Origin of the sequence: Pseudoselenomonas ruminantium, from assembly GCF_900113715.1 — a bacterium.
GTDB classification, from domain to species: domain Bacteria; phylum Bacillota; class Negativicutes; order Selenomonadales; family Selenomonadaceae; genus Selenomonas_A; species Selenomonas_A caprae.
This window is the reverse complement of the sequence record NZ_FOQK01000004.1, coordinates 82076-104829: the sequence shown is the minus strand read 5'-3', so window position 1 is coordinate 104829 and position 22754 is coordinate 82076. Positions and strand designations below refer to the sequence as shown.

Below are 22754 nucleotides of genomic sequence, written 5' to 3'. Positions count from 1 at the left end.
CTACAGGGAAGGCCTGTGTCTATTCACTTATGGGCCAGATTCAGCGCCAGCTCTGCATTGCTGGCGGCCTGATCGCGCAGTGCCGCCAAAAGCTCAGCATTCTGCTGGCGGAACGTCTGCTTATCGTTCCACTTGCGGCGGATTTCCGCCATGAGCTCATCTGCCGTGACATCCCGCAGATTGCCGACTGGCTGCTCGCCAATGGACTGCAGGAAACGGTCGATTTTCGGATCGTAGGAAATGCCAAGCATCGGCACACCCATGACCCCGGCAAAAATCAAGGCATGCAGGCGGATGCCCAGCATCAGATCCATGTTGCCGACGAGCGATAGGAACTCGCTGGTCGTATACTCATCTTTGAGCACCGTACATGGCTCCTTGGTACGCGCAGCGATATCGCGCGCAGCCCGCACATCGTCGGGAAACTGCATCGGCAGGAACACGACGCGGGCACCGAGCTCACGGACCACGCGGTCGGAAACCTCGGCCAGCACCTCTTTGTAATGCGTCCAGCCCTGCCACTCGCGCACCGAAATGCCAACAACCGGCTTGGCTCCATCTGCCTGATAGGCCTTGAAGATGGCACGGCCAGCCGCACGGTCCACCGGATGGATAGCCAGCACCGGATCGGCCGTACATTGAATTTCCGGCCGGCGAATGCCCAGACGGTCAAGCTCCTTCAGCGAGCCCTCATCGCGTACCGTGATAAGATCCACGCGATTGCCCAGCCAGCACATCGCCCGCTCAGCCACACGGCCAAGAATCGGGCCAATGCCCTGGGCATAGAGCATGACCTTCGTGCCCAGCAAACGGGCGAGCAGGATGATAGCCAGATAGTAGTAAAGACTGCGGCGGCTCGTGACATTCTGCAGCAGGCTGCCGCCGCCGCTTATCAAAAGATCCGCCTGGCGCAGTTCACGGATGATGGCCGGCAGGCCAAGCCAGGAAACCGCGTCGACACCATGACGCTTGCGCGTATCTTCAGGGTCAGCAGAAATCACCGTGATATGAAGTTTTGGGTCGAGATCTCCAAGGACCTCCAGCATTGCTGCCAGCATCGCTTCATCGCCGGCATTTTTCGAGCCGTAATATCCCGATACGACGATCCTGCTCATGAATCTGCCTTACTCCCCTTTGCTTTCGAAATAATGACCTGCCAAAGCTCCACAAGAACCATGGCAATGGCGCCAATCCCTGCGCCCAGCACAATGCCGCCGATGCCACGCATGAACGACATATAGACCGGCGTGCGCATATGCGCAAACGTCTCTACCATCGACCCCTGGCCAATCGTGGCCACGAGCACCAAGGCGAAAAATACCATCGTCGGCCACTTGCGCCAGAACGCCATTGCGGCGAGCATGAAAGCCGGATGACCAATCATAAGCTCTTTGGTGCGTGGTCTGGCATAGAAGGCCTGCTCGAGGAATGCGCGGAACTTGAGCTCTGACTGCGAAACCGGCATACCCGACGTATGGCCGCTGCGGGCCACGAAGACGATACCAGCTATGAGCACAAGTCCCATCAGGAAAAGTGTCTTGACGCGAACCGGCATATCGAGGATTTTCTTGAGCTGATTGACAACGCCTTCGGTATCATCCATCTTGCCATCGAAAATGTCAAAACGCTGCAGGAAGGCTGCGCCCACCAGGATAATCGGCAATATAAATGTCAGCTTGATGCCACGGAAAATCTGGAATTCAAGCAGATATTCCGTATCGGCAAGCGAACCCGAAAGATAAGCCGCACCGATATAAGCAAGTGCGCCAGTGACAAACAGCGCCAGAGCTGCCGTCACGATAAGGCGCGGCAGGGCGATTTTGGCCTTCTCCTTGAACGCGCGCACGCGGTCAAGCTGGAAGATGACCGCCAGTGCCGGGAATACATTTGCGCTGGCCAGTGCTGCCAGGATGCGGATCTTCGAGCCATTGCCCATAAGCACCGGTACCGCAGCCGCCAAAGCGAACAATACAAACAAAAGATACTGCGTTTTAGGACGCGCGTTGAGCGCCGGAATCACCAGCGAAAGATAGAGCACGACAGCCGCCGCTACGCCCATCATAACGAGTGCACGCAGCCCCTTGGACGGCAAGAGCTCCGGGAACGTGCCCGCTGGGCCGATCGTATAGCCATGCGCCACGAGTTTATCATGCGTGTCCTGGAAATATTTCAGATTCGTCTCCAAAAGGCTCATATTCGGCGACGGCTTATCGTAGATGCGCATGAGGTCGATGCGGATATTGCGCTCCTCGTCCGTATTTGACCAACGCTCGACAGCCGTATCGATCTTGAGTTTCGGCTGCTCATCCTTCGGCACCGAGTAGAGACGGGCCACATGGTCATAGCCAACACCTTTGGCCACCTCGTTCATGCCATCCTGATGATAGAACTGCAGCTGTGTCGTCGCCTCGATAAGGCCCAGGGTCAGATTGCGTTCCTTCATCTCATCAATGGTCGTCTGCAGCGCCTTTGTTGCGCCGAGCACCTGGCTGCCCGAGAATACGACCTCCGAAATGCGGAAGCCATCCATGCGGCCAAATACAGCTTTGACATCATCAGGCGTGCAGGCCGCATAATTGCTTGGACGGGCCAGCACATAGAAGCCCGCATCGTTTACAGCCTGCATCTCATCCGTCGGCATGCCGATATCCATCTTGACGAAGGACTCATAATGCGCCTTTACGGCCATGACCTCTTCCGAACCGACCGTAAAGAGTCTGACGCGGTCTTTCCCGAGACGGCGCGGCAGGTCTTCCTTGAGTTCCTTCCACGTCTGGGCATGATGGCCGACGATATAGACCTCCGTACCGATGATTTTGCCCTCAGCGGCAAGCTTCTGCCAAAGCGGGTCCGTCAAACGGCCACTGTGATAGTCGGCCAGCAGCTGGCTGCCTGCAATGGCCGTCGCCTTGCCATTGGCATTGAGTTTCTTGAACGTCGTATCATAGACAGCCAGCGAAGTGATGCCGGCCTCCTTGGCCTGCTGCAACACCTCGTCCACCGGCTTGCCCTCTCGCTCTGCCAGCTCGATAAGCCCCTCATAGTCGATAGCCATATCGACCTGCCGGTTCACCTGCTCGGCAGCATGGCGCTGAAAGCTTATCGCCAGCGCTGCAGCCAGACCGATGGCGATAAGCAGCAGCAGCCAACGGTTATACTTAAATACCTTCATTGCTTCACATTCACCTTATTCCTTATTATCCCGTGCCGCCGTGATGATGACCGCGCCATCGGTCTGCTCGACCTGACGGATCTTCATGCCCAGCGGCAGTTTATCGGCAGCCGCCAGCTGGATATTGCCGAAAAGATCGCCCAGCTTGGCCGTACCGATAAGGGTATTTCTCATTTCCAGTCTCGTCATCAAGAAGAACAAGGCCCCGCTGTTCTCGGTAATCTGCCCTTCCATCTCGATATCTGCCACACGGCCGAATATCTTGGCATTGGCCGTGACCAAAACGCGGTCACGGTTGATGTTGACCTGGATATTTTCAATTTTATCTATGCGGCGCTGCAAGACTTCCCGCAGGTTCTCCTCGTCGACCGTTCCCATAAGCGTCAGTTCATCGGCCTTCTTTACCTGTATGCCCTGCTCGCTCAAGAGTGCTGGCATATCCAGCTGCACATTGCGCCCCTTGAGCGTAAGTTCCCGCAAGAACACTTGGCCAACCTTCGCCTGATGCAGTACTGCATCGAGCTGCTGGATGCGCCCGATAGCCAGCAGTGCCGTAGGCGTGGAATCCACCGTAACCACAACATCATCCGTCGCAGCCCTCTGCGCCAGTTTCGTCTTGATTGTCGACTGTGCCAGCCAGGGCAGCACCGTCGCGCTTGACACGATTAATATTATGAATAACAAGCCCAGAATAGTCAAGCCTTTTCGCAAATCAATCACCTCGCAAAGTAACAAGGAGCCAGGAACATTCGCGTACTCCTGACTCCTTAAAGATTAAAATTCGTGATTTGCCTTAGCATTCAAGAAGGCACGGATGAACGGATCGATTTCACCATCCATGACCGCCTGAACATTGCCCGTCTCATGGTTCGTGCGATGATCCTTGACCATCGTATATGGCTGGAATACATAGGAACGGATCTGGCTGCCCCATTCGATGTTCTGCTGGTCACCCTCGAGCTTGGCAAGCTCCGCCTCTTTCTTCTCCATCTCGAGTTCAAAGAGTTTGGCGCGCAGCATCTTGAGGCACTGCTCACGGTTCTGCAGCTGCGAGCGCTCATTCTGGCACTGGACGACGATACCCGTCGGCTCATGCGTCATGCGGACAGCCGAAGACGTCTTATTGATGTGCTGGCCACCGGCGCCCGAAGCACGGTATGTATCAACGCGGACATCGGACATATTGATATCGACCTCAACGGCATCGTCGATTTCCGGCATGATATCGCAGGCCGAGAACGACGTATGGCGGCGCGCATTGGCATCGAACGGCGAAATGCGCACGAGACGATGGACGCCCTTCTCCGACTTGAGGAAGCCATAGGCATTGTGCCCCTTGATAAAGAGCGTTGCCGACTTGACGCCAGCCTCATCGCCCGGCAGCAGGTCAGCCGTCTCGACCGTAAAGCCGTGACGCTCCGCCCAGCGGCCGTACATGCGCAAAAGCATCTGCGTCCAGTCCTGTGCCTCCGTTCCGCCTGCACCAGCATGCAGCGTCAGGATGGCATTATTGGCATCGTATGGACCTGAGAGCAGTACTTCAAGCTGCAGAGCCTCAAGTCCCTCGGCGACGGCGTCAAGTTCAGCCTTGACGTCCTCTTCCATGCTCGCGTCATCTTCTTCCATGCCCATCTCGAACAGCGTTTCTGCATCCTCAAACTTGTTGAGCAGTGCCTTGTATTTGTCGACGCTGATCTTGACATCGTTGAGCTCCTGGTTGATTTTCTGTGCCTGCTCGGCATCATCCCAGAAGGTCGGCTCGCCCATCTTGTATTCGAGCTCGGCGATTTTTTCCTCTTTTGCCGGAACCTCGAGGGACGTTTCCATCTGGGCGAGCTTTTCACGCAGCTCGCCCAGCTGTGGTTTCAAATCTTCTAGCATTGTTCCACCTTTACTTATGTAAAACCTAATGATCTATCTTACTCGTCCTTGCCGCAGCAATTCTTATACTTCTTGCCGCTGCCGCAGGGACATGGGTCGTTGCGGCCGACCTTTTTGCCATCATTCGTGACCGGTTTCTTCTTCGCCTCAGCCGCGCTGACTTCATCGCCATGGGAGGCCTGCGCATTTTTCAGATGGTCGGAAAGCTGCGAGCGCTGCTCCTTGATAGCCTGCTCGAGTTTCTGCTTCTGCGCGGAGCTCGGTTCCTCGCCAGCCTCCTGCTGCGCAGCAGCTGCCTGCTGCTCCGGCGTAATGATGCTGACATGGTACATCAGCGAAGCGATCTGATCCTGGATAGCTCCTTCCATTTCCTCGAACATATCCAGCGCCTCGATCTTGTACTCGACGAGCGGATTGCGCTGGCCATAGGCACGCAGGTTGATACCCTCGCGCAGCATGTCCATATGGTCGAGATGCTCCATCCACTTGCTGTCGACAACACGCAGCATGACGACCTTCTCGAGCTCGCGCATGTTCTCTTCGCCAAACAGCAGCTCACGCTGATGATAGCCTTCCTCAGCGAGTTTCTCGAGCTCTTCTTTGAGCTCATCGCGGCTGAGCTCTACGAGCTCTTCCTTCTTGAGGCGGCCAGCCGGCGCGTAGATCTTCTCGGCATCTTCGATAAGACCGTCCAGCTGCCATTCCTCCGGATAGAGCTGCTCATTGGCATACTGGTTCATCTCATCTTTGATGATGTGCTTGACCATGCCCATGATATTCTCACGCAGGTTATCGCCCATGAGGATCTTGCGGCGCTCACCATACATGACCTCACGCTGCTGGTTCATGACATCATCATACTCGAGGACATGCTTGCGGATATCGAAGTTGCGTGCCTCGACCTTCTTCTGCGCATGCTCGATGGAGTTCGTGATGAGCTTATGCTCGATCGGCTCATCCTCTTCCATACCCAGTTTGTCCATCATGCCCGCAATGCGGTCCGAAGCAAACAGGCGCAGCAGGTCATCCTCAAGCGACAGGAAGAAGCGGGATGCACCCGGATCGCCCTGACGGCCCGAACGGCCGCGCAGCTGATTATCGATGCGGCGGGACTCATGACGCTCCGTGCCGACGATGAACAGACCGCCAAGCTCTGGCACACCTTCGCCGAGCTTGATATCCGTACCACGGCCAGCCATGTTCGTCGCAATCGTGACAGCGCCCTTCTGGCCGGCATCGGCGATGATTTCTGCCTCTTTCTCGTGGAACTTCGCATTGAGCACATTATGCGGGATGCCATTTTTACGCAGCACAGCACTGAGTTCCTCCGACTGCGTGATGGACGTCGTACCGATAAGCACCGGCTGCCCTTTGGCATGCAGCTCCTTGACCACCTTGCCGACCGCTCTGTACTTAGCCTTCTTGGTCTTGTAGATGAGATCCGGATAATCAACGCGCTGTACCGGCTTATTCGTCGGCACGACAATGACCGGCAGATTGTAGATCTTCAGGAACTCATCTTCCTCCGTCTTCGCCGTACCAGTCATGCCAGCCAGCTTGTCGTACATGCGGAAGTAGTTCTGGAACGTAATCGTGGCCAGCGTCTGCGACTCGCGCTGAATCTTGACGCCCTCTTTAGCCTCGATGGCCTGATGCAGGCCATCGGAATAGCGGCGGCCTTCCATCAGTCGGCCCGTGAATTCATCGACGATGATGACCTCATCGCCACGCACGACATAATCGCGGTCACGCTTCATAAGAGCCTTAGCACGCAATGCCGCCGTAAAGCAATGCGAGAGCTCGATATTCTCCGGTGCGTAGAGGTTCGTGATGCCGAGCATCTTCTCGATTTTCGGCACCGTACTGTCGGCTGCAGCTACGGTCTTCTGTTTCTCATCGACCGTATAATCAGTACCTTCCTTGAGTCCTGCTACCGCCTTGGCCATGACTGCATACATATCCGTCGATTTTGCGCCCGGGCCCGAAATGATCAGCGGCGTACGTGCCTCATCGATAAGGATCGAGTCCACCTCATCGACGATCGCATAATGCAGCTCACGCTGAACCATCTGGTCCTGCGAGATGACCATGTTATCGCGCAGATAGTCAAAACCGAACTCATTATTCGTACCAAACGTGACATCGCAGCCATACGCGTATTTACGCTCCGGGAAATCCATATCATGGACAACAAGGCCGACCGTCAGTCCAAGGTAACGATAGAGCTTACCCATTTCCTCGCTGTCACGGCGGGCCAGGTAGTCATTGACCGTAATCACATGAACGCCCTTGCCCGTAAGCGCATTGAGGTAAACCGGCAGCGTCGCCACGAGCGTCTTACCTTCACCGGTACGCATCTCAGCAATGCGTCCCTCATGCAGGCACATACCACCGATCATCTGGACATCGAAGTGACGCATGCCGAGCACACGGCGCGAACCCTCGCGGACTACAGCGAAAGCCTCCGGCAGGATATCATCGAGCGTCTCGCCATTTTCGAGACGCTCACGGAACTTATTCGTATAGCCCGTCAGCTTATCATCCGTCAGATTCTGCATCTGCGGTTCGAGGGCATTGATTTTCTCGACGACCTCGCGATAACGTGCTATCTCTTTATCGTTATTGTCACCCAAGAATCTTTTAAGAAATCCCAGCAAACAAAATCACTCCTATTACAATTATAACTTCTACAAGTAGTCTTACCTTACAATATTAACAAACTGCCTTAGATAAGTCAATTCATGCAACTCTTTTCCTATTATATTTATAGCTTTACTGCATCATAAAAGCCTTCCCTGCCGGGAAGGCTCTTTTTTCGCTATTTATTTGTCCTGGACGGTCAGTTGCCCGACTCGATCAGTCCATAGTTGCCATCGGTGCGCTTATAGACCACATTGACTTCCTCCGTCTCCGAATCGCGGAACACGAAGAAGTTGTGATTCAGCAGGTTCATCTGCATGATGGCTTCCTGCGTATCCATCGGTTTGACGATAAAGCGTTTCGTCTTGACTACCTTGTACTCCTCGTCCGTCTCATCCTGCTTTTCGGGAACAGCCGGCACATTTAACGCCTCAGCCTTGAATCCGCCACCGCGGAAACGACGAGCCAGTTTCGTTTTCTGTTTGTGGATCTGACGCTCCAGCTTTTCTACGACCAGATCAATCGACGTGTACATGTCCATCGTGGCTTCCTCGCCGCGAAGCAGGATGCCACCTTGCACCGGTACCGTGACCTCAACGATGTGACGGCCCTTCGATACCGTGAGCAATACGGAAATCTCGCCGACATTGTCAAAGTACTTCGTCACTTTGCCGACGCGTTTCTCCACGTACTCACGCAGGGAAGGAGTGATCTCGATGTTCTTGCCTCTTACAGTGAATGTTGCCATACGACACATCCCCTTTCTTATGATGGACCATGGCAGATGCCACGGCTCTTTTCGTATAATCCTGCCTCCCGGTAGGTTTATACCCTTAGTATTCGCCAACAAGCAGCAAAACCCTTCTTTTCGGGCAAAGAAAAAATCTGAAATTTCAATGAAAGTGATTCTGCCCATCAAAAAACCCGGCTCAAATGAGCCGGGGTGACATTTTACCTTTGTCTTACGCCGTCTTTACGACATTCGACGCCTGCGGGCCGCGTGCACCCTCGACGATGTCAAACTCTACAGCCTGACCCTCGTTCAGAGTCTTGAACCCTTCGTCCTTGATTGCCGAAAAATGTACGAATACATCATCGCCATCCTCGCGAGCAATGAAGCCATAGCCTTTTTCCGCACTGAACCATTTTACTTTGCCAACCATTGAGATTCCTCCTAGTGAAAAAATACCACACCACAACAATAGTGGTCAATCCTAATTATAATTGTTGGCAATCCCACTGTCAATATTTCTATTTTTTTCTGACAAATTATTTTTATCTTGCAAATCCGCGATTACAGTACTTTGGATAAAAACAGCTTCGTACGCTCCTGCTGTGGATGCTCGAACACCGCTTTAGGCGTCCCCTGCTCAAGGATCTTGCCCTGATCGACAAACAGCAGCCGGTCGCCGACTTCACGGGCAAAGCCCATCTCATGCGTGACGATGACCATCGTCATGCCCTCCTTCGCCAGGCTGCGCATGACATCGAGTACCTCGCCGACCATCTCGGGGTCAAGTGCTGATGTCGGTTCGTCAAACAGCATGACCTTCGGCTTCATCGCCAGCGCCCTGGCAATCGCCACACGCTGCTGCTGGCCGCCCGAAAGCTGGGTCGGATAGTTATCAGCCTTATCTGCCAGTCCCACGCGCGTCAGCAGCCGGACAGCCTCGCTTTTCGCTTCGTCCGCTGCCATATGGCGAACCTTCATCGGTGCCAGCATGATATTCTGCAGCACCGTCATATGCGGGAACAGATTGAACCGCTGGAACACCATGCCAACTTCCTCACGCACCTTATTGATATTGGCTTCGCCATCCAGCACGATGCCGTCGACACAGACCGTTCCCTTCGTCGGCTCCTCCAGATAGTTCATGCAGCGCAGCAGCGTGCTCTTGCCCGAGCCCGACGGCCCGATGATGACGACAACTTCTTTTTCCTTGATATCGAGGTCGATGCCCTTCAAGACATCCACCTTGCCATACGATTTATAAAGATCCTTAATGTTTATCATCAGTCTTGAACCTCCACTCCAGATAAGCCACGAAACGCGAAATGGAAAGCGTCATGATCAGATAGATAATCGCAACGCAAGTCCAGATTTCCACCGACGCATACGTCTTGGCGATAATGAGCTGGCCGCGGCGCGTAAGCTCCTCAAAGCCGATAACCGAAACGAGCGAGGAATCCTTGAGCAGAGCGATAAACTCATTGCCAAGCTGCGGGATAACACGCTTGAACGCCTGCGGAACGATGATGTAGCGCATCGTCTGTGCCCAGGTCATGCCCAGCGAACGTCCAGCCTCCATCTGTCCCTTGTCGATGGACTGTATGCCCGAGCGGAAAATCTCCGTGACATAAGCCCCCGAGTTCAGCCCGCAGGCACTGATGGCCGCGACATACGGATCGCTGCGCTGCCCCGTCAGTAGCGGCAAAGCAAAGTATACCAGGAAAATCTGCACCAGAAGCGGCGTACCGCGGAAAAAATCAACATAAACAGCCGCGATGATGCGGAAAATGCGGATATTCACGATGCGGGCAATGCCCATGAACAAACCGATGATGATACCGACGATAACCGACAACGCAGTGATCTTGACGGTAATAGCCGCCCCCATCAACAAGAGCGGCAGCGAGTCCTGCACCAGCTGGAAATTGAAATCCATAAACCTTCACCTGTTTCCTTTGCCATTTTGTTTAATATTTATACATCCATAAATAATTCTATAGTTTATTATATTTCAATGTCCATTCGGTGTCAACACTGAATCATAAGCTATAATTCCAGTAAACAAAAAACACCGGTCGCCTAGCTGACCGGTGTTTTTTTATGCAATTTCAGTGATTATTTTTTCTCACCAAACCATTTGGCGAAAATCTTGTCATACTCGCCGTTTTCTTTGATTTTCTTGAATGCAGCATTGATCTTTTCCTGCAGTTCTTTGTTGTCCTTGCCGACAGCGATGCCGTAATCCTCAGCCGTCAGTTTCTCCTCGAGAGCCTTGACGCCCGTAGCACCGCTCTTCGTGATGTAGTAGTCATTGACCGGACGGTCATTCACAACAGCATCGACACCGCCAGCCTTGAGCTCCATGAAGCAGTCTGCCGGCGTGTTGAGCGTCTTGACCTCAACCCCATCGATCTTGCTGACCTCAGCTGCACTCGTCGTGCCCATCTGGACGGCAACCTTCTTGCCTTTGAGATCCTGGAAGGTCTTGATACCCTGCTCATCGCTGCGGACTACCATCGTCAGACCAGACTGATAATACGGCTCCGAGAACAGCACATTCTGTTTGCGCTCATCATTGATCGTCATACCCGAAATGATGACATCGATGTTCTTGCCCTGCAGCGCCGGAATCAAGCCGTCGAAGCCGAGATTCTGGATCTCGACCTCATAGCCCATCTCCTTGCCGATTGCACGGATCAGATCCATATCAAAGCCCTGGTATTCCTTCTGTCCCTCATCCTGGAACTCGAACGGTGCAAAGTCGATGGACGAACCGACCTTGAGCACCTTTGCCCCCGAGCCGCTGCCCGAAGAAGCATTCTGGCTGCCGCCGCAGCCAGCCAGAGCGAACACAGCAAAGGCACAAACTGCCAGAAGTGCCAATACTTTTCTCATTTTCATGAAAATCCCTACCTTCTCAAATAGTTTTGTCATTTACAGTGAAACAAAATGGAGCCCAAGCGTAAAGCTTGAGCTCCATTGCTCACGCACATTTATTATTATAGCACACGCTGAGCAAACTGCAAGAGATTAGTCTCTCTCAACTCTTTTTTTATTGAAGCAGTCACGGCAGTAAACCGGACGGTCATTTTTCGGCTCGAACGGAACTTCCGTCTCCTTGCCGCACTCAGCGCAAGTTACCTTGAACATCTGACGCTGCTCACCGCCCTCACGCGTACGACGGCGCTTGTCACGGCAGTCACGGCAACGTGCCGGCTCGTTCTCGAAACCTTTCTCAGCGTAGAACTCCTGCTCACCAGCGGTGAACGTGAACTCCTTGCCACAATCTTTGCATACCAGTGTCTTGTCTTCGAAAGCCATAAGATAATCCCCTTACTAGAAAAAAAATAAATGTTACTTTTGGTCCCCCACTTCTCTTTATGTAAAAAACACGAAGAAAAGAACGTCCCAAAGGTTATTATACTAAATTACTGTCAAAAATGCAAGTTTTTTTGTTATTGTTTAATTTGTGCAAAAATTCTCCCATATTTGACAATAACCAGTTTCCAACTCATTCATATAGTTTTTGCGATCCATGAGCGGCGATTTGAGCAGATTCGCCCTAAGCCCCGAATGGTACGCCCCCACGAGCTCCGGTGCATTGCCAAGCTGCACAGCCCGGCGCACATAGTTGATGTCATTTTCAACTACCAGCTCCTTGACTCCGGCATTCGTGAGGATTGACGCCCCAAAGCGTGCCCCGTGACTGCGCCCGCGAATACTCACGACTGGCACGCCCATGTAGAGCGCCTCACAGGTCGTAAGGCCGCCATTATACGGCATCGTATCAAGCGCAATATCGATGTCGCGGTACTGCTCGAGGTAATCAGGACTGTACGGCCGCAGCTCCACACGTCCCAGGCTGATACCCAGCCGTGTCAGGCGGTCTTTCACGATTGCCTGTCCCGATGGGATGCTGCAAATCTTGCCCTTGATGACAAGCCGCGAGTCTTTGACCTGATCGAGGATACCCCGCCACAAAAGCAGCGTCTCATCGGTCACCTTGGCAAAATTGTTGAAACTGCCAAAGGTCATATAGCCATTGCGCATGCACGGAGCCTCCATACCAGCTGCTGGTATCTCGCGCACAAAGCCTGGCGCATAGCAGAGATGCGAGTGAGGCAGGCGCAGGATCTTTTCTGTAAACCCAGCGGCCGTAGCCTCCCCTGTCGGCAGACAGACCTCATCGGAAAGAAAATAATCAACAGCCGATAGACCTGTCGTATTCATATAGCCAATGCCTGCCATCTGCACGGGTGCCGGACGATAAGCCATGATTGGCAGACAGCTCCCCTGCGTATGCCCCGACAAATCGACAAGGATATCGATCTTGTCCTCAGCAATCAGCCGGGCCGCCGTCCGCGGACTGCGGCCGCGCAGCTCCCGCCAATGTACATGGCAGGCACGCAGCTTACGCGTTACCTCATCGGTGCGCCCTGTCGAATAGCAATAGATAGAAAACCGCTTGTCATCGTAATACTTGAGCAGCGGCTCCAGAAAAGAGGCTACGGCATGTTCGCGGAAATCCGGCGACAGATACCCGATGCGCAGCTTCTTGCCCGGCAATTTCTTCACATCATCGTGCGCATAAGCCGTGATGCCAAGCAGCGGTTCATATTGCTCAGCGGCCTGCCGGCTCTCCTGCAGCGACTGATTACGGTAATTGCGCATGAATAGGTACTTGCTGTACGAATCCGCCTTAGCCAGCGGCTCATCCATAAGCTCACTGCGCGCCAGAAGTTCCGCCGCCGCCTTGTCAGGTGCTGCTGCCAGATATTCCCCATCGGCAAGCCATCCACGCGCTTTGTCAAGGATATGCTGCAGCACACCGTAATACGCATCATCGGGGTCAAGTGCCTGCCGCTTGCGCTCCGTCTCTGCGACGATTTCATGCAAGAGCGGCAATTCCTCATCGAGACGGAACTCGACAGCCGCCAGGCCTGCCTTTACGAGCCGCCCGCGCAAATGCTTGGGCTTCCTTGCCAGGATCTCCTCCACCAATGTCTGTGCCTCTTCGCGTTCTCCCGAATACAAGGCAGCTTCGGCCATGACAGCTGCGCCGTCCATGCTTTCCGCATCGAGCTCCCAAAGCTCCCGCGCACAAGCGCGCATCCCCTTGGGATCGCCATCCGCTGCAAATTTATCTGCTAAACTCAGCCAATTCAGTACATCGTGGTTCATGAACAAGGACTCCTACTCCGTCTCGTAATCTCGCATATTTTCTTACATTCGACAAAAAACCTGAAACTCCTGCTAAACTACAGGAATTTCAGGTTTTCACTCACACCTCTGGATGCAGCTCGCTTCCATATTCCTTTACGAATATCTTCTGATACCCCTTATATTCCACAGCCAGCGGTTTTTCCTTCGGGCAATGGATGCACCAGAAATCTTTTTCCTGATTAGGAACTACTACCTTGAGCCCGCGCCGCTGCATCTCCTTGCAAAGCGACGTATCGTAAAGATGAAAGCCCGTGAACAGGTCTTCACGCCACGGGATATCATACTGCGTCGCGATGAACAGGCCATCGACAGCCTCGACCTCCTGGCATTCTCCCTCGGGCTCCCGGCAATGGGAATCGACAACGCTTTCGGGCTCACAAGCATGCAGCACGCGGCCATACGTCCGCAGCCCATCCCACCAGACACCGCTCTTTGGCAGGCTGCGGCAGCCAATCACACCAACTGCACCTACTGTTTCATCGGCAAACAGTTTTTGCAGATCACGCACCAGATGCTTATTGACTACCAGCGTATCCTGATGCAGATAGACCTTATACTTGGCATCCGACTGCTGCATGCCAGTATTGTAGCCCGCACACATCGAAGCTGCGCCATGCACGGGGATAAATTCAGCCGTCATCCCAGCAGGCAGCTCCAAATGCTCCAGATAAAGGCGGCACTCACTATACCAATCTTCACTATTGACGCAGGTAATAAAGGCTACCTTACTATCGTCAAGCGCTTTGTTTATCGTCAAATCCATCAAATATCCCTCATCTTCCCGGCTGCGCCTGCAATTCCTGCTCCAGCTCCTCGATCCAGCGCATTTCCTGCACCGAAGTCACATTTTCCCGCGCACTCTCCAGCATCGCCACGATTTCATCGAGTTCCCGCCCCGAATAGCGGATAAGATTCCGATAGAACCTTTCTGGATGGAACACCGCCTGTTTCACGAAATTTGCCGTATAATCGGCAAACAATCCCGTCTCTTCATAAAAAGCCCAAAACAAGCGGCATTGCCCCTCTAAATCCACACCATATTCGATGCGATGAAGATAATCCGACAGCTGTTTGCGCTGCTCCTTCGTATACATAGACTTTAACAGCGCCATCTCGGGCATCGAACGGTCAGCCTTCACCAGCCAGAACTCCGTATCGATATCCGCATGGATATTCTCAAAGCCCGCCGCCACGAGCTTGTCCACGATATCGCTATCGGCCTCGCGCCGCTGCGGCCGCACGGTCACATTCTTGTAATACGAAGCATAGAGCAGCCGCTCAAACTCTGACTTCGCATAAAGCCGCGCCACCACATGATAATAATGGCCATCCATCAGCTCTTCAAGCACCGACCAATGACGGATATTGCGGAAACTCGTAAGGAAAGACCCCGTCTGCTTCAAAAACGTCGAAAACCCCGCCGCAATATCCTGCGGATTGCCCGCCTGCTCCAACGTCAGGTCCGAAATGATGTAATCGAGGCTCTCCGCAGCAAACGGCAGCCGTTCATTGAGATAATCCACGCAGGAAAACTTCACATCCAGCCCCTCATAGCCATCCATCGCATCAGATTCAGCCGCCACCGCCAGGATTTCCGCCTGCGGCATCATCTGCCTAAGCGCCGGCAAATAATAGAGACTCTCCACCACCAGAATCCGCAGCGGCAAATCCCCCGCCTGCAAAAATCCCAAAAGCTCCGGCTTTATCTTCTCCGCCATTACAATCCCCCATCAATCCGTCCTAGCCTTTATTTCTGATAGATTTCCCGCCTGTGCCCAACCGTCAAGGCAAGAATTACAAGTTTTTCATCCTGAATATCACAAATCATACGGTAATCCCCTATCCGATACCGCCACAATCCACTTAAATTCGCGGTCAAGCCTTTGCCATGTACACGGGGATTTTCACAAGCTACCAAATTATTTTCAATCCAAGCCTTTAAGATTCGTTGGGTATATTTATCCAGCTTCTTGAACTCCTTATCAAAGCGTACTGTAGTTGCTACTTGATAAGTCATACATCCAGTTCCTTCCACAATTCCCCGATGGGACGACTCTTGCATCCATCTGACACATACTCATCATAAGCCTCTTTTGCCACAGTTACGTCATATTCATCCTGTATTTTCTCAAACAGCGCTCGCTTAAAAGCTTCCCCTAAAGAAATTGCCTGTAATTTAGCATAACTTTCTGCCAACATACGTTCTTCATCAGTCAATCGAATAGAAAATGCCATGATCATCGCCCCCTTTAGTACATTGTACTATGTAGAAAAAACAACGTCAACATTTTGCGTATTACAATTCACCACTGACAACTTCGCTTTTTACTGCCGCCAATGCCGTCTCAATGACTTTATCCATATCATAATACTTATACATTGCCAGCCTGCCACCGAGAATCAGATTATCTTCCTTCGCCGCCAGCTCTGCATACTTTGCATAAAGCTGCTGATTCCGTTCATCGTTGACCGGATAATAGGCTTCCTCGCCGGGCTTCCATTCCTGCGGATATTCGCGCGTCACATAGGTCATCGGCTGCGTGCCGAATTCAAAATGCTTGTGTTCGATAATGCGCGTATACGGTACCTCGGCCGCCGTATAGTTCATAACCGCCACGCCCTGATAATTCGCCTGCTCCAATCGCTCCGTCTCAAATTTCAGGCCACGATACTCCAGCCGCCCAAGCTTATAGGCAAAATATTCATCAAGTGCTCCTGTATAGACCACCTTACAGGCCACGCCTTCATACTCAGCACGCGAAGCATTATAATCTACACCCGTCCGCACCTCGACACCTTCCAGTAAACCAGCAACAATCTTGTTATAGCCGCCGATAGGAATGCCCTGATAGAGCGCATTGAAATAGTTATTATCATACGTATAGCGAACCGGCAGACGCTTAATGATAAATGCCGGCAATTCCGTACATTTGCGTCCCCACTGCTTTTCCGTATAGCCCTGAATGAGCTTCTCATAGATATCACGCCCCACCAGCGAAATCGCCTGCTCCTCAAGATTCTGCGGCTCGCCTTTTATCTCTGCCCGCTGCGCGGCAATCTTCTCTGCCGCTTCCTGCGGAGTCACTACGCCCCACATCGCATGGAACGTATTCATATTGAACGGCAGATTGTAAAGCTCCCCACGGAAATTGGCCACCGGCGAATTCACATACTGATTGAAGTCCGCAAACTGATTCACATACTGCCAGACCTCTTTGTTATTCGTATGGAAAATATGCGCGCCATACACATGCACATTGATGCCCTCGCGTTCCTCGCAGCGGATATTACCACCAACTGCCTCACGCTTCTCCAGCACCAGACACTTCTTGCCCCGCTTCGTCATCTCATGCGCAAATACTGCGCCAAACAATCCCGAGCCGACAATCAAATAATCCAATCCATCCTGTCGCATCATGCTCTACTCCTGATTTCTTATCTATCCTAATGTTAAACCGATTCTTCATAAAGCCGCCCATATAGGGATTCCATTGCCCGCATATACGCGTCACCATCCATAAGCGGCGACGCCTGCATCATACGGCGAAGATTTGCCCGCAACAAAGCAAGCAGCTCCCAATCGCCCGCAATCTTCACAGCAATGTCCACATAGCCTTCCGCATCCTCAGCCACCAGTTCCTGCAAGCCCAAGTTTGCTAGGAAACTATAGCCGAATCTTGCCCCATGACGATTGCCCTTGAGCGTCACCACTGGTACGCCCATATACAGAGCCTCACAAGTCGTAAGACCGCCTGGATACGGACTGGTATCCAGTGCAATGTCCATATCGTTATATTGTTCGAGATAATCCTTCGATAATCCTCTAAACTCGATGCGCTCCATCGGCATCCCGAGCCGCTCAAAACGCTGCCGTGTATAGGAAATTCCCTCCTCAATCCCCAGAAGCGAGTGTTTGAGCAGCAAACGCGAATCTGGCACACGCTGCAGGATTTCCTTCCAAACCAATAGCATGCCATCATTGACCTTCGCAAAATTATTAAAGCAGCCAAACGTCACATAGCCCTTTGCCAGACACGGCGCCTGCCCCACCGGTGGGAATGCTGAAAACGGCTGATAACAAAAATGGCTCTGCGGCAGACGCAGTAATTTTTCCGTAAAATAAGGCGAGTGTTCCTCCGGCGAACAGTAACGATCGGACAGAAATCCCTGCATTTCCTGCATCCCAGTGCTATTGAAATAACCAATCCCGGAAATTTGTACCAGCGCCGGCCGATACGCAAACACCGGCAAAGCATTCTCTGCCGAATGCCCCGCCAAGTCGATCAGAATATCGATTTCATCGGCGCGTATCTGTTGCGCCATTTCCACCCACGAACAGTCGGAAACATCCCGCCAGGTATCGCATCCCTGCTGCAAAACAGCCGTCACATTATCAGGCTGCCGCACCAGCGAATACCCATAAACACGAAAACGATTCCTGTCATATTGACAAAACAGCGGCCGCACGAACTGTGCCACCGCATGCTCCCGTAAATCAGCCGAAAGATACCCCACACGTATCTTCTCATGCTGCCAGTCCGGTGCTGGATATGGCTCTATCGCTAAATCCGCTAAGAGCCTCCGATACAGCGCATAAAGCGACTGCATATATTCCGCCGTAACGCCATCGATGGCATTGGCGGAAAACAGTGCATTGCTGCACTCCACCAGCTTCTGTTCCTTATCCGGCTCAAGCTCCACAGATTTTTTAAACGCTTCTACCGAAAGCTCGCTCTCCCCAAGCCGCCGCAACACCGAGCCCAACATACTCCAGGCATCAGCCAAAAGTTTTGCCTCACTCGAATCCGCAAAACGCTCCAATAGCTCCTCCAGCACCTTGACTTCGGACACATACTTCTGCCGGTCACGCAGGATATACGCCATAAGCAGCATCCCACGCAAAGACTTCATGCCACTTTGCTGCCAAAACTCATCCAGCAACTTTTCCGCCTCAATCAAACGCCTTTGTTGCCATAAGCGGAACGCACTCCGATAGGCCTCGATTAACCGCTGACGCCCATTTTCCATATCCCAACCACCTTAACTATATCGCCTCTACTTGGCTTGATAAAGCTCTAAAAAAATCTGTTCCCCAAAGCTGCAATTTTTCTTCCTCTTTGATAAAACTCCTCACATCCTGCTTTGCCTGTTCATAATCGATCGAATCAAATCTCTCAGCCAACATATTCCTCAAATCCTGAATGGTCAAAGTATCTTCTTTATTCCAGTGCCCAGTCTGCTCCAAGCGCTTTTGTAAATGGAACAGATTGACCTTTGTCCTATTCGTAATATACCAGACAAAGTCATAAATGTCTCGCCCTTTTACCCTGTTTCGCCAATTTCGACAAAGCACAGCGTGTAATTTACCGGCAAACAACGACGGTTCATCATACAATCGAACCATGTAAGGAACAGGGCGCAGCCCGTACTTGATATCATACAAAGCGCCCGCAGGAGGATTCGTATCAATCTTCATCTTGATTTTTATTACCTCATGTGGTGCAATCCCTGGAAATCCACGCTCCTCTTTATCCCATATCGTAATCAATTGGATTATGTTTTCGCCCTTGATAAATGCCGACTGAACGTCGGTTTGATTGGCCTTGATCTTTTTAGAAACCGACATTTCCAGGCCATGACTTGCCAAAGCTTCCTCCACATAGGAAAAATATTTCTCCAACGAAAAGTCCGCATTCGGCTCAGCTAGGGAAAAATCCATATCTTCAGAAAAACGATCCAGCCCGTAAAAGATCCGCAATGACGTCCCACCATAAAAAGCCGCTTTTTGAAAAAAATCACTGTGGCTCAATCCATATAACGCAATCTCCTGGACAATCTCTTTCAACGCATTCCTATAGTCATCCGCCGTCTGTGGCGCATAGAACTTCATATAGTCATTCAATAACGTATCCACCAGCTCACCGCCCCTTGTCCAATAATTCCCCTAGCAAATTCAAAGTGCGCCGTCTATAGCGTGGCATCAGCTGCTGTAGCTCTTGTCGATTTAGCTGCGCAAAAGCTTCCTCATCAATACGCAAATCAGCAAACAACAATTCCCTCAATGCCTTTTGACTATATACGGGTTTCTGAACATACAGCATATCGCATAATGCCTTTTCTGGCGATGCAATTGCATAAAACATATCATTCTCCCTCTCACACTTAACCCCAAGCGGAAAAGCAGCCGCAGGAATATCACGATATGTAAAAACGCCCAAATCATTTTTATATATCTTGGAACGATTCTTCCGAAAAGTAGCTGAGGTACAAGCATAAACACGCTCCGGAATCAAACCATATCTTGAAAGCGCAGTTTCAAACGAGATATACGACGGCCCATATATAACACCTGCTACTAGATATGAGGAAATTTTAGCGGTTGTTACATATAATCCTCTTCGCAAACGAAAAAGATTCCCCTCCTGAACCATTCGCTTGATTTTCATATCAGGATTGGCATAACCAGAAAAAGAATCTAATAAATCATATGTCGTTCTAATCATATCACTTTCCTCCACTAACTATAATTATATGATAGTTAGTGGAGGAAATCAAGATATCTTCAAATACTCTAAACGTGTTAACCAGAAATCCACGTAGCAAAATACTAGCAAAACTTACCAAGAAAATTCACACTAAGAACATCACCTTACAATACATCTCCCTACGCTCATGCATAAGAGAAAATGCTTCCTTATATTCTGCCAAGGAAAATCTATGGGTAATAAGGCTCTTCAAATTCAGCCGCTTATCTTGCATAGCCTTGACAGCCTCCTGCCAGTCATTCTCCCGGCTGCCGAAACTACTATTCCAGGTACCTGTCAAAGTCAGTTCCTTACGAAGGATTTTCCAATAATCATTCTGAGACAAATCCATGCCCCCCAGAGGATTTCCCATGCAAACCACCTGGCCGCCAGCTTTGACTAGGTCAAGACACGCTGCCCATGGTTCTGGCGCCCCCGTACCTTCGATGCAGGCATCCGCACCTCGCCCGTCAGTGACTTTCTCCACCAGCTCTTTCAGACTTTCCTTCTTAGCATTAACAGCTAAATCAAAACCCAGTTTCCTGGCAAATTCTACCTTGGCATCTGTTCGCGCCGCAAGCAGGATGTTCTTCACTCCCGCTGCCCTTGCCCATTGTGCGAGGATTAAACCAATGGTACCTATTCCATAGATAAATAGCGTGTCACCGTTCCCCACACCGCTTTTCTTAAACGCATGAAGAGCCACTGCCGCAGGTTCGCTCATAGCTGCTTCCTCATAGCTCACGCCCTCGGGCAGCAAGCAAAGATTTTCACACTTCACCGCCAGATACTCAGCCATAGCACCATCACGGCGCGATCCATAGTAATCATAGCTCGAACACCTTGCATACTGCTCTTGTCTGCAGGCCTCACAATGTCCACAAGGTATCAATGGAAACACAGCAGCTCCTCGCCCCAGCAAACTTTCCTCTTCTGCCTCCACGATTTCACCAGCAAATTCATGACCGATAATGGTAGGGAAATGATATGTGCCCTTGGTAAATACCCGAGGAATATCACTACCGCAAATGCCAACAGCCTTGATTTTCAGCAACACCTCACCAGCCCCCGGGGCTGGCCGCGGCACTTCCTCATATCGCAAATCTCCCACACCATGCAGATTCAAAACCTTCATTTCAGCCAATCATCCCTTTCCGTTGCCAGCATAGCCTTAAACATATCGATATCTTCCGTACGCGTCAATTTTATATTTCTCTCGCTCCCTTTAGCAAAGAAAATATTCCAACCTAATGCTACCTGCAAGGCAGAAATCGAATCAATCTCCACGCCCTGCTCAGCTGCCCGTACATACATTTCCCGCATCCTGCGCCCTGATACACACTCAGGCGTTTGCCCCCTAACCAATCCAGCGCGTTCCACCACTTGGCTAGTAGAATCCGGCGATTTACGCAGATACATGGTATCAACACAGTCAAGCACAGTCATTGCATTATCGTGCTCTCGACATACCCGTATCATATCTGAAATCGACTCTGGTGCCACCAAGGGACGAACAGCATCATGGACAATTAGAACATCATCATCATTAACTTCGCCCAAAGCCATCATCCCCGCCTTTGTAGACAGGAATCTCGTGGCCCCTCCAGGGACAATTCCCCGCAATTTAGTTATATTGAACTGTTTCGCATACCCCAAAAGCACCTGTTCCCAGCCTTCAATGCAAACAGCCTCAACGGCATCAATTTCAGGATGCCGTTCCAAGGCCAATAGCGTATAGATAATAACCGGTATATTATTCACGTGTATAAACTGCTTTGGTATGTCTTGTCCCATACGACTGCCCATACCACCAGCTAACAGAACTACAATATTCATTAAAAATCCAACTCCCGTATAGAATCCAATATATCTGCATACGGTCTACCCTTACCAAACAACAAGGTTGTTCCTAGCACAAACCCCTTTACCCCCATCGGAGCGAACTTCTGTATCTTATCTGCTCCACAAGCACCATCCCAGTATAACTCAAATCCCATCTCATCCTTCACAGACAACAGCCTTTCGATTTTACTTCCTACATACGGCAAATACATTTGACCAGCATTACCAGGATTCACTGCCATGACTAAGACACTCTTCACTATCCTCAGCATCTCATGCACAGTCTCAAAACTAGTACCTGGATTGATTGCAATACCTGGCACTAAGCCAGCATTGATAATTTTCTGTAACGTTGTCGATGGATGATATTCTGCCTCAGGATGTATATAGATAGTATCTCCAGGCTTTAAATTATCGATAAAAAGCTCAATTGTATTGTTCGGATGCTCCACCATCAAGTGAACATCCAACGGCTTACTAGTAAGCGAACGTATGCATTTCATATCATTAAGCGACATAGCATAATTAGGCACATACCGTCCATCCATAATATCTATGTGAAAGGAATCTATACCGCCTTCATCAAGATTCATTACTTCCTGCTGCAGATTCCGATAATCCGCACACATCATTGAAGCCATCAGTTGAAAATTCATATCTATCACATCCTTATGCTTAAAGACTACTATAGAAAATAAATATTCGTTTATCGCCCCCTAAAATCCTTCTAAATAAAAACATA

At 51.2% G+C, this 22754-nt stretch carries 23 protein-coding genes; all 23 read right to left on the bottom strand.

Annotated elements, in window-relative coordinates; all coding sequences use genetic code 11:
- Nucleotides 1-23 precede the first annotated feature (23 nt).
- The 23 genes from csaB to BM181_RS03135 all read right to left on the bottom strand — a co-directional run bounded on the left by csaB (nt 24) and on the right by BM181_RS03135 (nt 22668).
- Nucleotides 24-1115 carry a polysaccharide pyruvyl transferase CsaB gene (gene csaB, locus BM181_RS03245; protein ID WP_075442393.1) on the bottom strand — a complete coding sequence of 364 codons (1092 nt, stop codon included), beginning with the start codon at nt 1113-1115 and terminating at the stop codon, nt 24-26.
- Nucleotides 1112-3172, bottom strand: a complete 2061-nt coding sequence (locus tag BM181_RS03240; protein ID WP_075442392.1) for a DUF5693 family protein — start codon at nt 3170-3172, stop codon at nt 1112-1114. Before BM181_RS03240 ends, csaB begins: the two co-directional genes overlap by 4 nt.
- A 15-nt stretch (nt 3173-3187) precedes the next feature.
- Entirely contained in the window at nt 3188-3835 is a 648-nt protein-coding gene (locus BM181_RS03235; RefSeq protein ID WP_218150089.1) for an LmeA family phospholipid-binding protein, read from the bottom strand.
- A 111-nt stretch (nt 3836-3946) separates the two neighbouring features.
- Entirely contained in the window at nt 3947-5053 is a 1107-nt protein-coding gene (gene prfB / locus BM181_RS03230; protein WP_075442391.1) for a peptide chain release factor 2, read from the bottom strand.
- Between the two features lie 38 nt (nt 5054-5091).
- Nucleotides 5092-7710 carry a preprotein translocase subunit SecA gene (gene secA / locus BM181_RS03225; RefSeq protein ID WP_075442390.1) on the bottom strand — a complete coding sequence of 873 codons (2619 nt, stop codon included), beginning with the start codon at nt 7708-7710 and terminating at the stop codon, nt 5092-5094.
- Between the two features lie 182 nt (nt 7711-7892).
- Nucleotides 7893-8441, bottom strand: a complete 549-nt coding sequence (gene hpf / locus BM181_RS03220) for a ribosome hibernation-promoting factor, HPF/YfiA family (RefSeq protein ID WP_075442389.1) — start codon at nt 8439-8441, stop codon at nt 7893-7895.
- Between the two features lie 214 nt (nt 8442-8655).
- Nucleotides 8656-8856: a cold shock domain-containing protein gene (locus tag BM181_RS03215; protein WP_075428998.1), complete on the bottom strand. Its 201-nt coding sequence runs from the start codon at nt 8854-8856 to the stop codon at nt 8656-8658.
- Nucleotides 8857-8987: 131 nt separating this feature from the next.
- The gene (locus BM181_RS03210) at nt 8988-9707 is read right to left on the bottom strand and encodes an amino acid ABC transporter ATP-binding protein (RefSeq protein WP_075442388.1); all 720 of its coding nucleotides are present in this window, start codon (nt 9705-9707) and stop codon (nt 8988-8990) included.
- Nucleotides 9694-10359, bottom strand: a complete 666-nt coding sequence (locus BM181_RS03205; RefSeq protein WP_075442387.1) for an amino acid ABC transporter permease — start codon at nt 10357-10359, stop codon at nt 9694-9696. Before BM181_RS03205 ends, BM181_RS03210 begins: the two co-directional genes overlap by 14 nt.
- Nucleotides 10360-10538: 179 nt before the next feature.
- Entirely contained in the window at nt 10539-11324 is a 786-nt protein-coding gene (locus BM181_RS03200; protein WP_075442386.1) for a basic amino acid ABC transporter substrate-binding protein, read from the bottom strand.
- 129 nt (nt 11325-11453) lie between these two features.
- Complete coding sequence (locus BM181_RS03195; RefSeq protein WP_075442385.1) at nt 11454-11744, bottom strand: zinc-ribbon domain containing protein; 291 nt, start codon at nt 11742-11744, stop codon at nt 11454-11456.
- 141 nt (nt 11745-11885) lie between these two features.
- Nucleotides 11886-13604, bottom strand: a complete 1719-nt coding sequence (locus tag BM181_RS03190) for an O-linked N-acetylglucosamine transferase, SPINDLY family protein (RefSeq protein ID WP_075442384.1) — start codon at nt 13602-13604, stop codon at nt 11886-11888.
- Between the two features lie 100 nt (nt 13605-13704).
- Nucleotides 13705-14409: a glycosyltransferase family protein gene (locus BM181_RS03185; protein ID WP_075442383.1), complete on the bottom strand. Its 705-nt coding sequence runs from the start codon at nt 14407-14409 to the stop codon at nt 13705-13707.
- A gap of 10 nt (nt 14410-14419) precedes the next feature.
- On the bottom strand, nt 14420-15364 hold the full coding sequence (locus tag BM181_RS03180; protein ID WP_075442382.1) for a class I SAM-dependent methyltransferase: 945 nt from the start codon (nt 15362-15364) through the stop codon (nt 14420-14422).
- Between the two features lie 29 nt (nt 15365-15393).
- The gene (locus tag BM181_RS03175) at nt 15394-15663 is read right to left on the bottom strand and encodes a type II toxin-antitoxin system RelE family toxin (protein WP_075442381.1); all 270 of its coding nucleotides are present in this window, start codon (nt 15661-15663) and stop codon (nt 15394-15396) included.
- Complete coding sequence (relB, locus tag BM181_RS03170) at nt 15660-15881, bottom strand: type II toxin-antitoxin system RelB family antitoxin (RefSeq protein WP_075442380.1); 222 nt, start codon at nt 15879-15881, stop codon at nt 15660-15662. The genes BM181_RS03175 and relB overlap by 4 nt, the downstream gene beginning before the upstream one ends.
- Before the next feature lie 61 nt (nt 15882-15942).
- The gene (glf, locus tag BM181_RS03165; protein ID WP_256211270.1) at nt 15943-17064 is read right to left on the bottom strand and encodes a UDP-galactopyranose mutase; all 1122 of its coding nucleotides are present in this window, start codon (nt 17062-17064) and stop codon (nt 15943-15945) included.
- Nucleotides 17065-17096: 32 nt separating this feature from the next.
- On the bottom strand, nt 17097-18674 hold the full coding sequence (locus BM181_RS03160; protein ID WP_075442378.1) for an O-linked N-acetylglucosamine transferase, SPINDLY family protein: 1578 nt from the start codon (nt 18672-18674) through the stop codon (nt 17097-17099).
- A gap of 16 nt (nt 18675-18690) precedes the next feature.
- The gene (locus tag BM181_RS03155; RefSeq protein WP_218150088.1) at nt 18691-19560 is read right to left on the bottom strand and encodes a nucleotidyl transferase AbiEii/AbiGii toxin family protein; all 870 of its coding nucleotides are present in this window, start codon (nt 19558-19560) and stop codon (nt 18691-18693) included.
- 4 nt (nt 19561-19564) lie between these two features.
- Entirely contained in the window at nt 19565-20149 is a 585-nt protein-coding gene (locus BM181_RS03150) for a type IV toxin-antitoxin system AbiEi family antitoxin domain-containing protein (protein WP_075442377.1), read from the bottom strand.
- A 127-nt stretch (nt 20150-20276) separates the two neighbouring features.
- The gene (locus tag BM181_RS03145; RefSeq protein WP_075442376.1) at nt 20277-21305 is read right to left on the bottom strand and encodes a galactitol-1-phosphate 5-dehydrogenase; all 1029 of its coding nucleotides are present in this window, start codon (nt 21303-21305) and stop codon (nt 20277-20279) included.
- Complete coding sequence (locus tag BM181_RS03140; protein ID WP_075442375.1) at nt 21302-22006, bottom strand: IspD/TarI family cytidylyltransferase; 705 nt, start codon at nt 22004-22006, stop codon at nt 21302-21304. The genes BM181_RS03145 and BM181_RS03140 overlap by 4 nt, the downstream gene beginning before the upstream one ends.
- Nucleotides 22006-22668: a ribulose-phosphate 3-epimerase gene (locus BM181_RS03135; RefSeq protein WP_075442374.1), complete on the bottom strand. Its 663-nt coding sequence runs from the start codon at nt 22666-22668 to the stop codon at nt 22006-22008. Before BM181_RS03135 ends, BM181_RS03140 begins: the two co-directional genes overlap by 1 nt.
- Nucleotides 22669-22754: the final 86 nt, after the last annotated feature.

Excerpts from the sequence above, each read along its gene's own strand:
- BM181_RS03190 (WP_075442384.1), bottom strand. The coding sequence starts at position 13,604 with ATGAACCACGATGTACTGAATTGGCTGAGTTTAGCAGATAAATTTGCA.
- BM181_RS03150 (WP_075442377.1), bottom strand. The coding sequence starts at position 20,149 with ATGATTAGAACGACATATGATTTATTAGATTCTTTTTCTGGTTATGCC.
- BM181_RS03135 (WP_075442374.1), bottom strand. The coding sequence starts at position 22,668 with ATGAATTTTCAACTGATGGCTTCAATGATGTGTGCGGATTATCGGAAT.
- glf (WP_256211270.1), bottom strand. The coding sequence starts at position 17,064 with ATGATGCGACAGGATGGATTGGATTATTTGATTGTCGGCTCGGGATTG.
- BM181_RS03185 (WP_075442383.1), bottom strand. The coding sequence starts at position 14,409 with ATGGATTTGACGATAAACAAAGCGCTTGACGATAGTAAGGTAGCCTTT.
- BM181_RS03180 (WP_075442382.1), bottom strand. The coding sequence starts at position 15,364 with ATGGCGGAGAAGATAAAGCCGGAGCTTTTGGGATTTTTGCAGGCGGGG.
- BM181_RS03205 (WP_075442387.1), bottom strand. The coding sequence starts at position 10,359 with ATGGATTTCAATTTCCAGCTGGTGCAGGACTCGCTGCCGCTCTTGTTG.
- relB (WP_075442380.1), bottom strand. The coding sequence starts at position 15,881 with ATGGCATTTTCTATTCGATTGACTGATGAAGAACGTATGTTGGCAGAA.
- hpf (WP_075442389.1), bottom strand. The coding sequence starts at position 8,441 with ATGGCAACATTCACTGTAAGAGGCAAGAACATCGAGATCACTCCTTCC.
- BM181_RS03140 (WP_075442375.1), bottom strand. The coding sequence starts at position 22,006 with ATGAATATTGTAGTTCTGTTAGCTGGTGGTATGGGCAGTCGTATGGGA.
- BM181_RS03175 (WP_075442381.1), bottom strand. The coding sequence starts at position 15,663 with ATGACTTATCAAGTAGCAACTACAGTACGCTTTGATAAGGAGTTCAAG.
- BM181_RS03195 (WP_075442385.1), bottom strand. The coding sequence starts at position 11,744 with ATGGCTTTCGAAGACAAGACACTGGTATGCAAAGATTGTGGCAAGGAG.
- BM181_RS03200 (WP_075442386.1), bottom strand. The coding sequence starts at position 11,324 with ATGAAAATGAGAAAAGTATTGGCACTTCTGGCAGTTTGTGCCTTTGCT.
- BM181_RS03240 (WP_075442392.1), bottom strand. The coding sequence starts at position 3,172 with ATGAAGGTATTTAAGTATAACCGTTGGCTGCTGCTGCTTATCGCCATC.
- prfB (WP_075442391.1), bottom strand. The coding sequence starts at position 5,053 with ATGCTAGAAGATTTGAAACCACAGCTGGGCGAGCTGCGTGAAAAGCTC.
- BM181_RS03160 (WP_075442378.1), bottom strand. The coding sequence starts at position 18,674 with ATGGAAAATGGGCGTCAGCGGTTAATCGAGGCCTATCGGAGTGCGTTC.
- BM181_RS03145 (WP_075442376.1), bottom strand. The coding sequence starts at position 21,305 with ATGAAGGTTTTGAATCTGCATGGTGTGGGAGATTTGCGATATGAGGAA.
- csaB (WP_075442393.1), bottom strand. The coding sequence starts at position 1,115 with ATGAGCAGGATCGTCGTATCGGGATATTACGGCTCGAAAAATGCCGGC.
- BM181_RS03215 (WP_075428998.1), bottom strand. The coding sequence starts at position 8,856 with ATGGTTGGCAAAGTAAAATGGTTCAGTGCGGAAAAAGGCTATGGCTTC.
- BM181_RS03210 (WP_075442388.1), bottom strand. The coding sequence starts at position 9,707 with ATGATAAACATTAAGGATCTTTATAAATCGTATGGCAAGGTGGATGTC.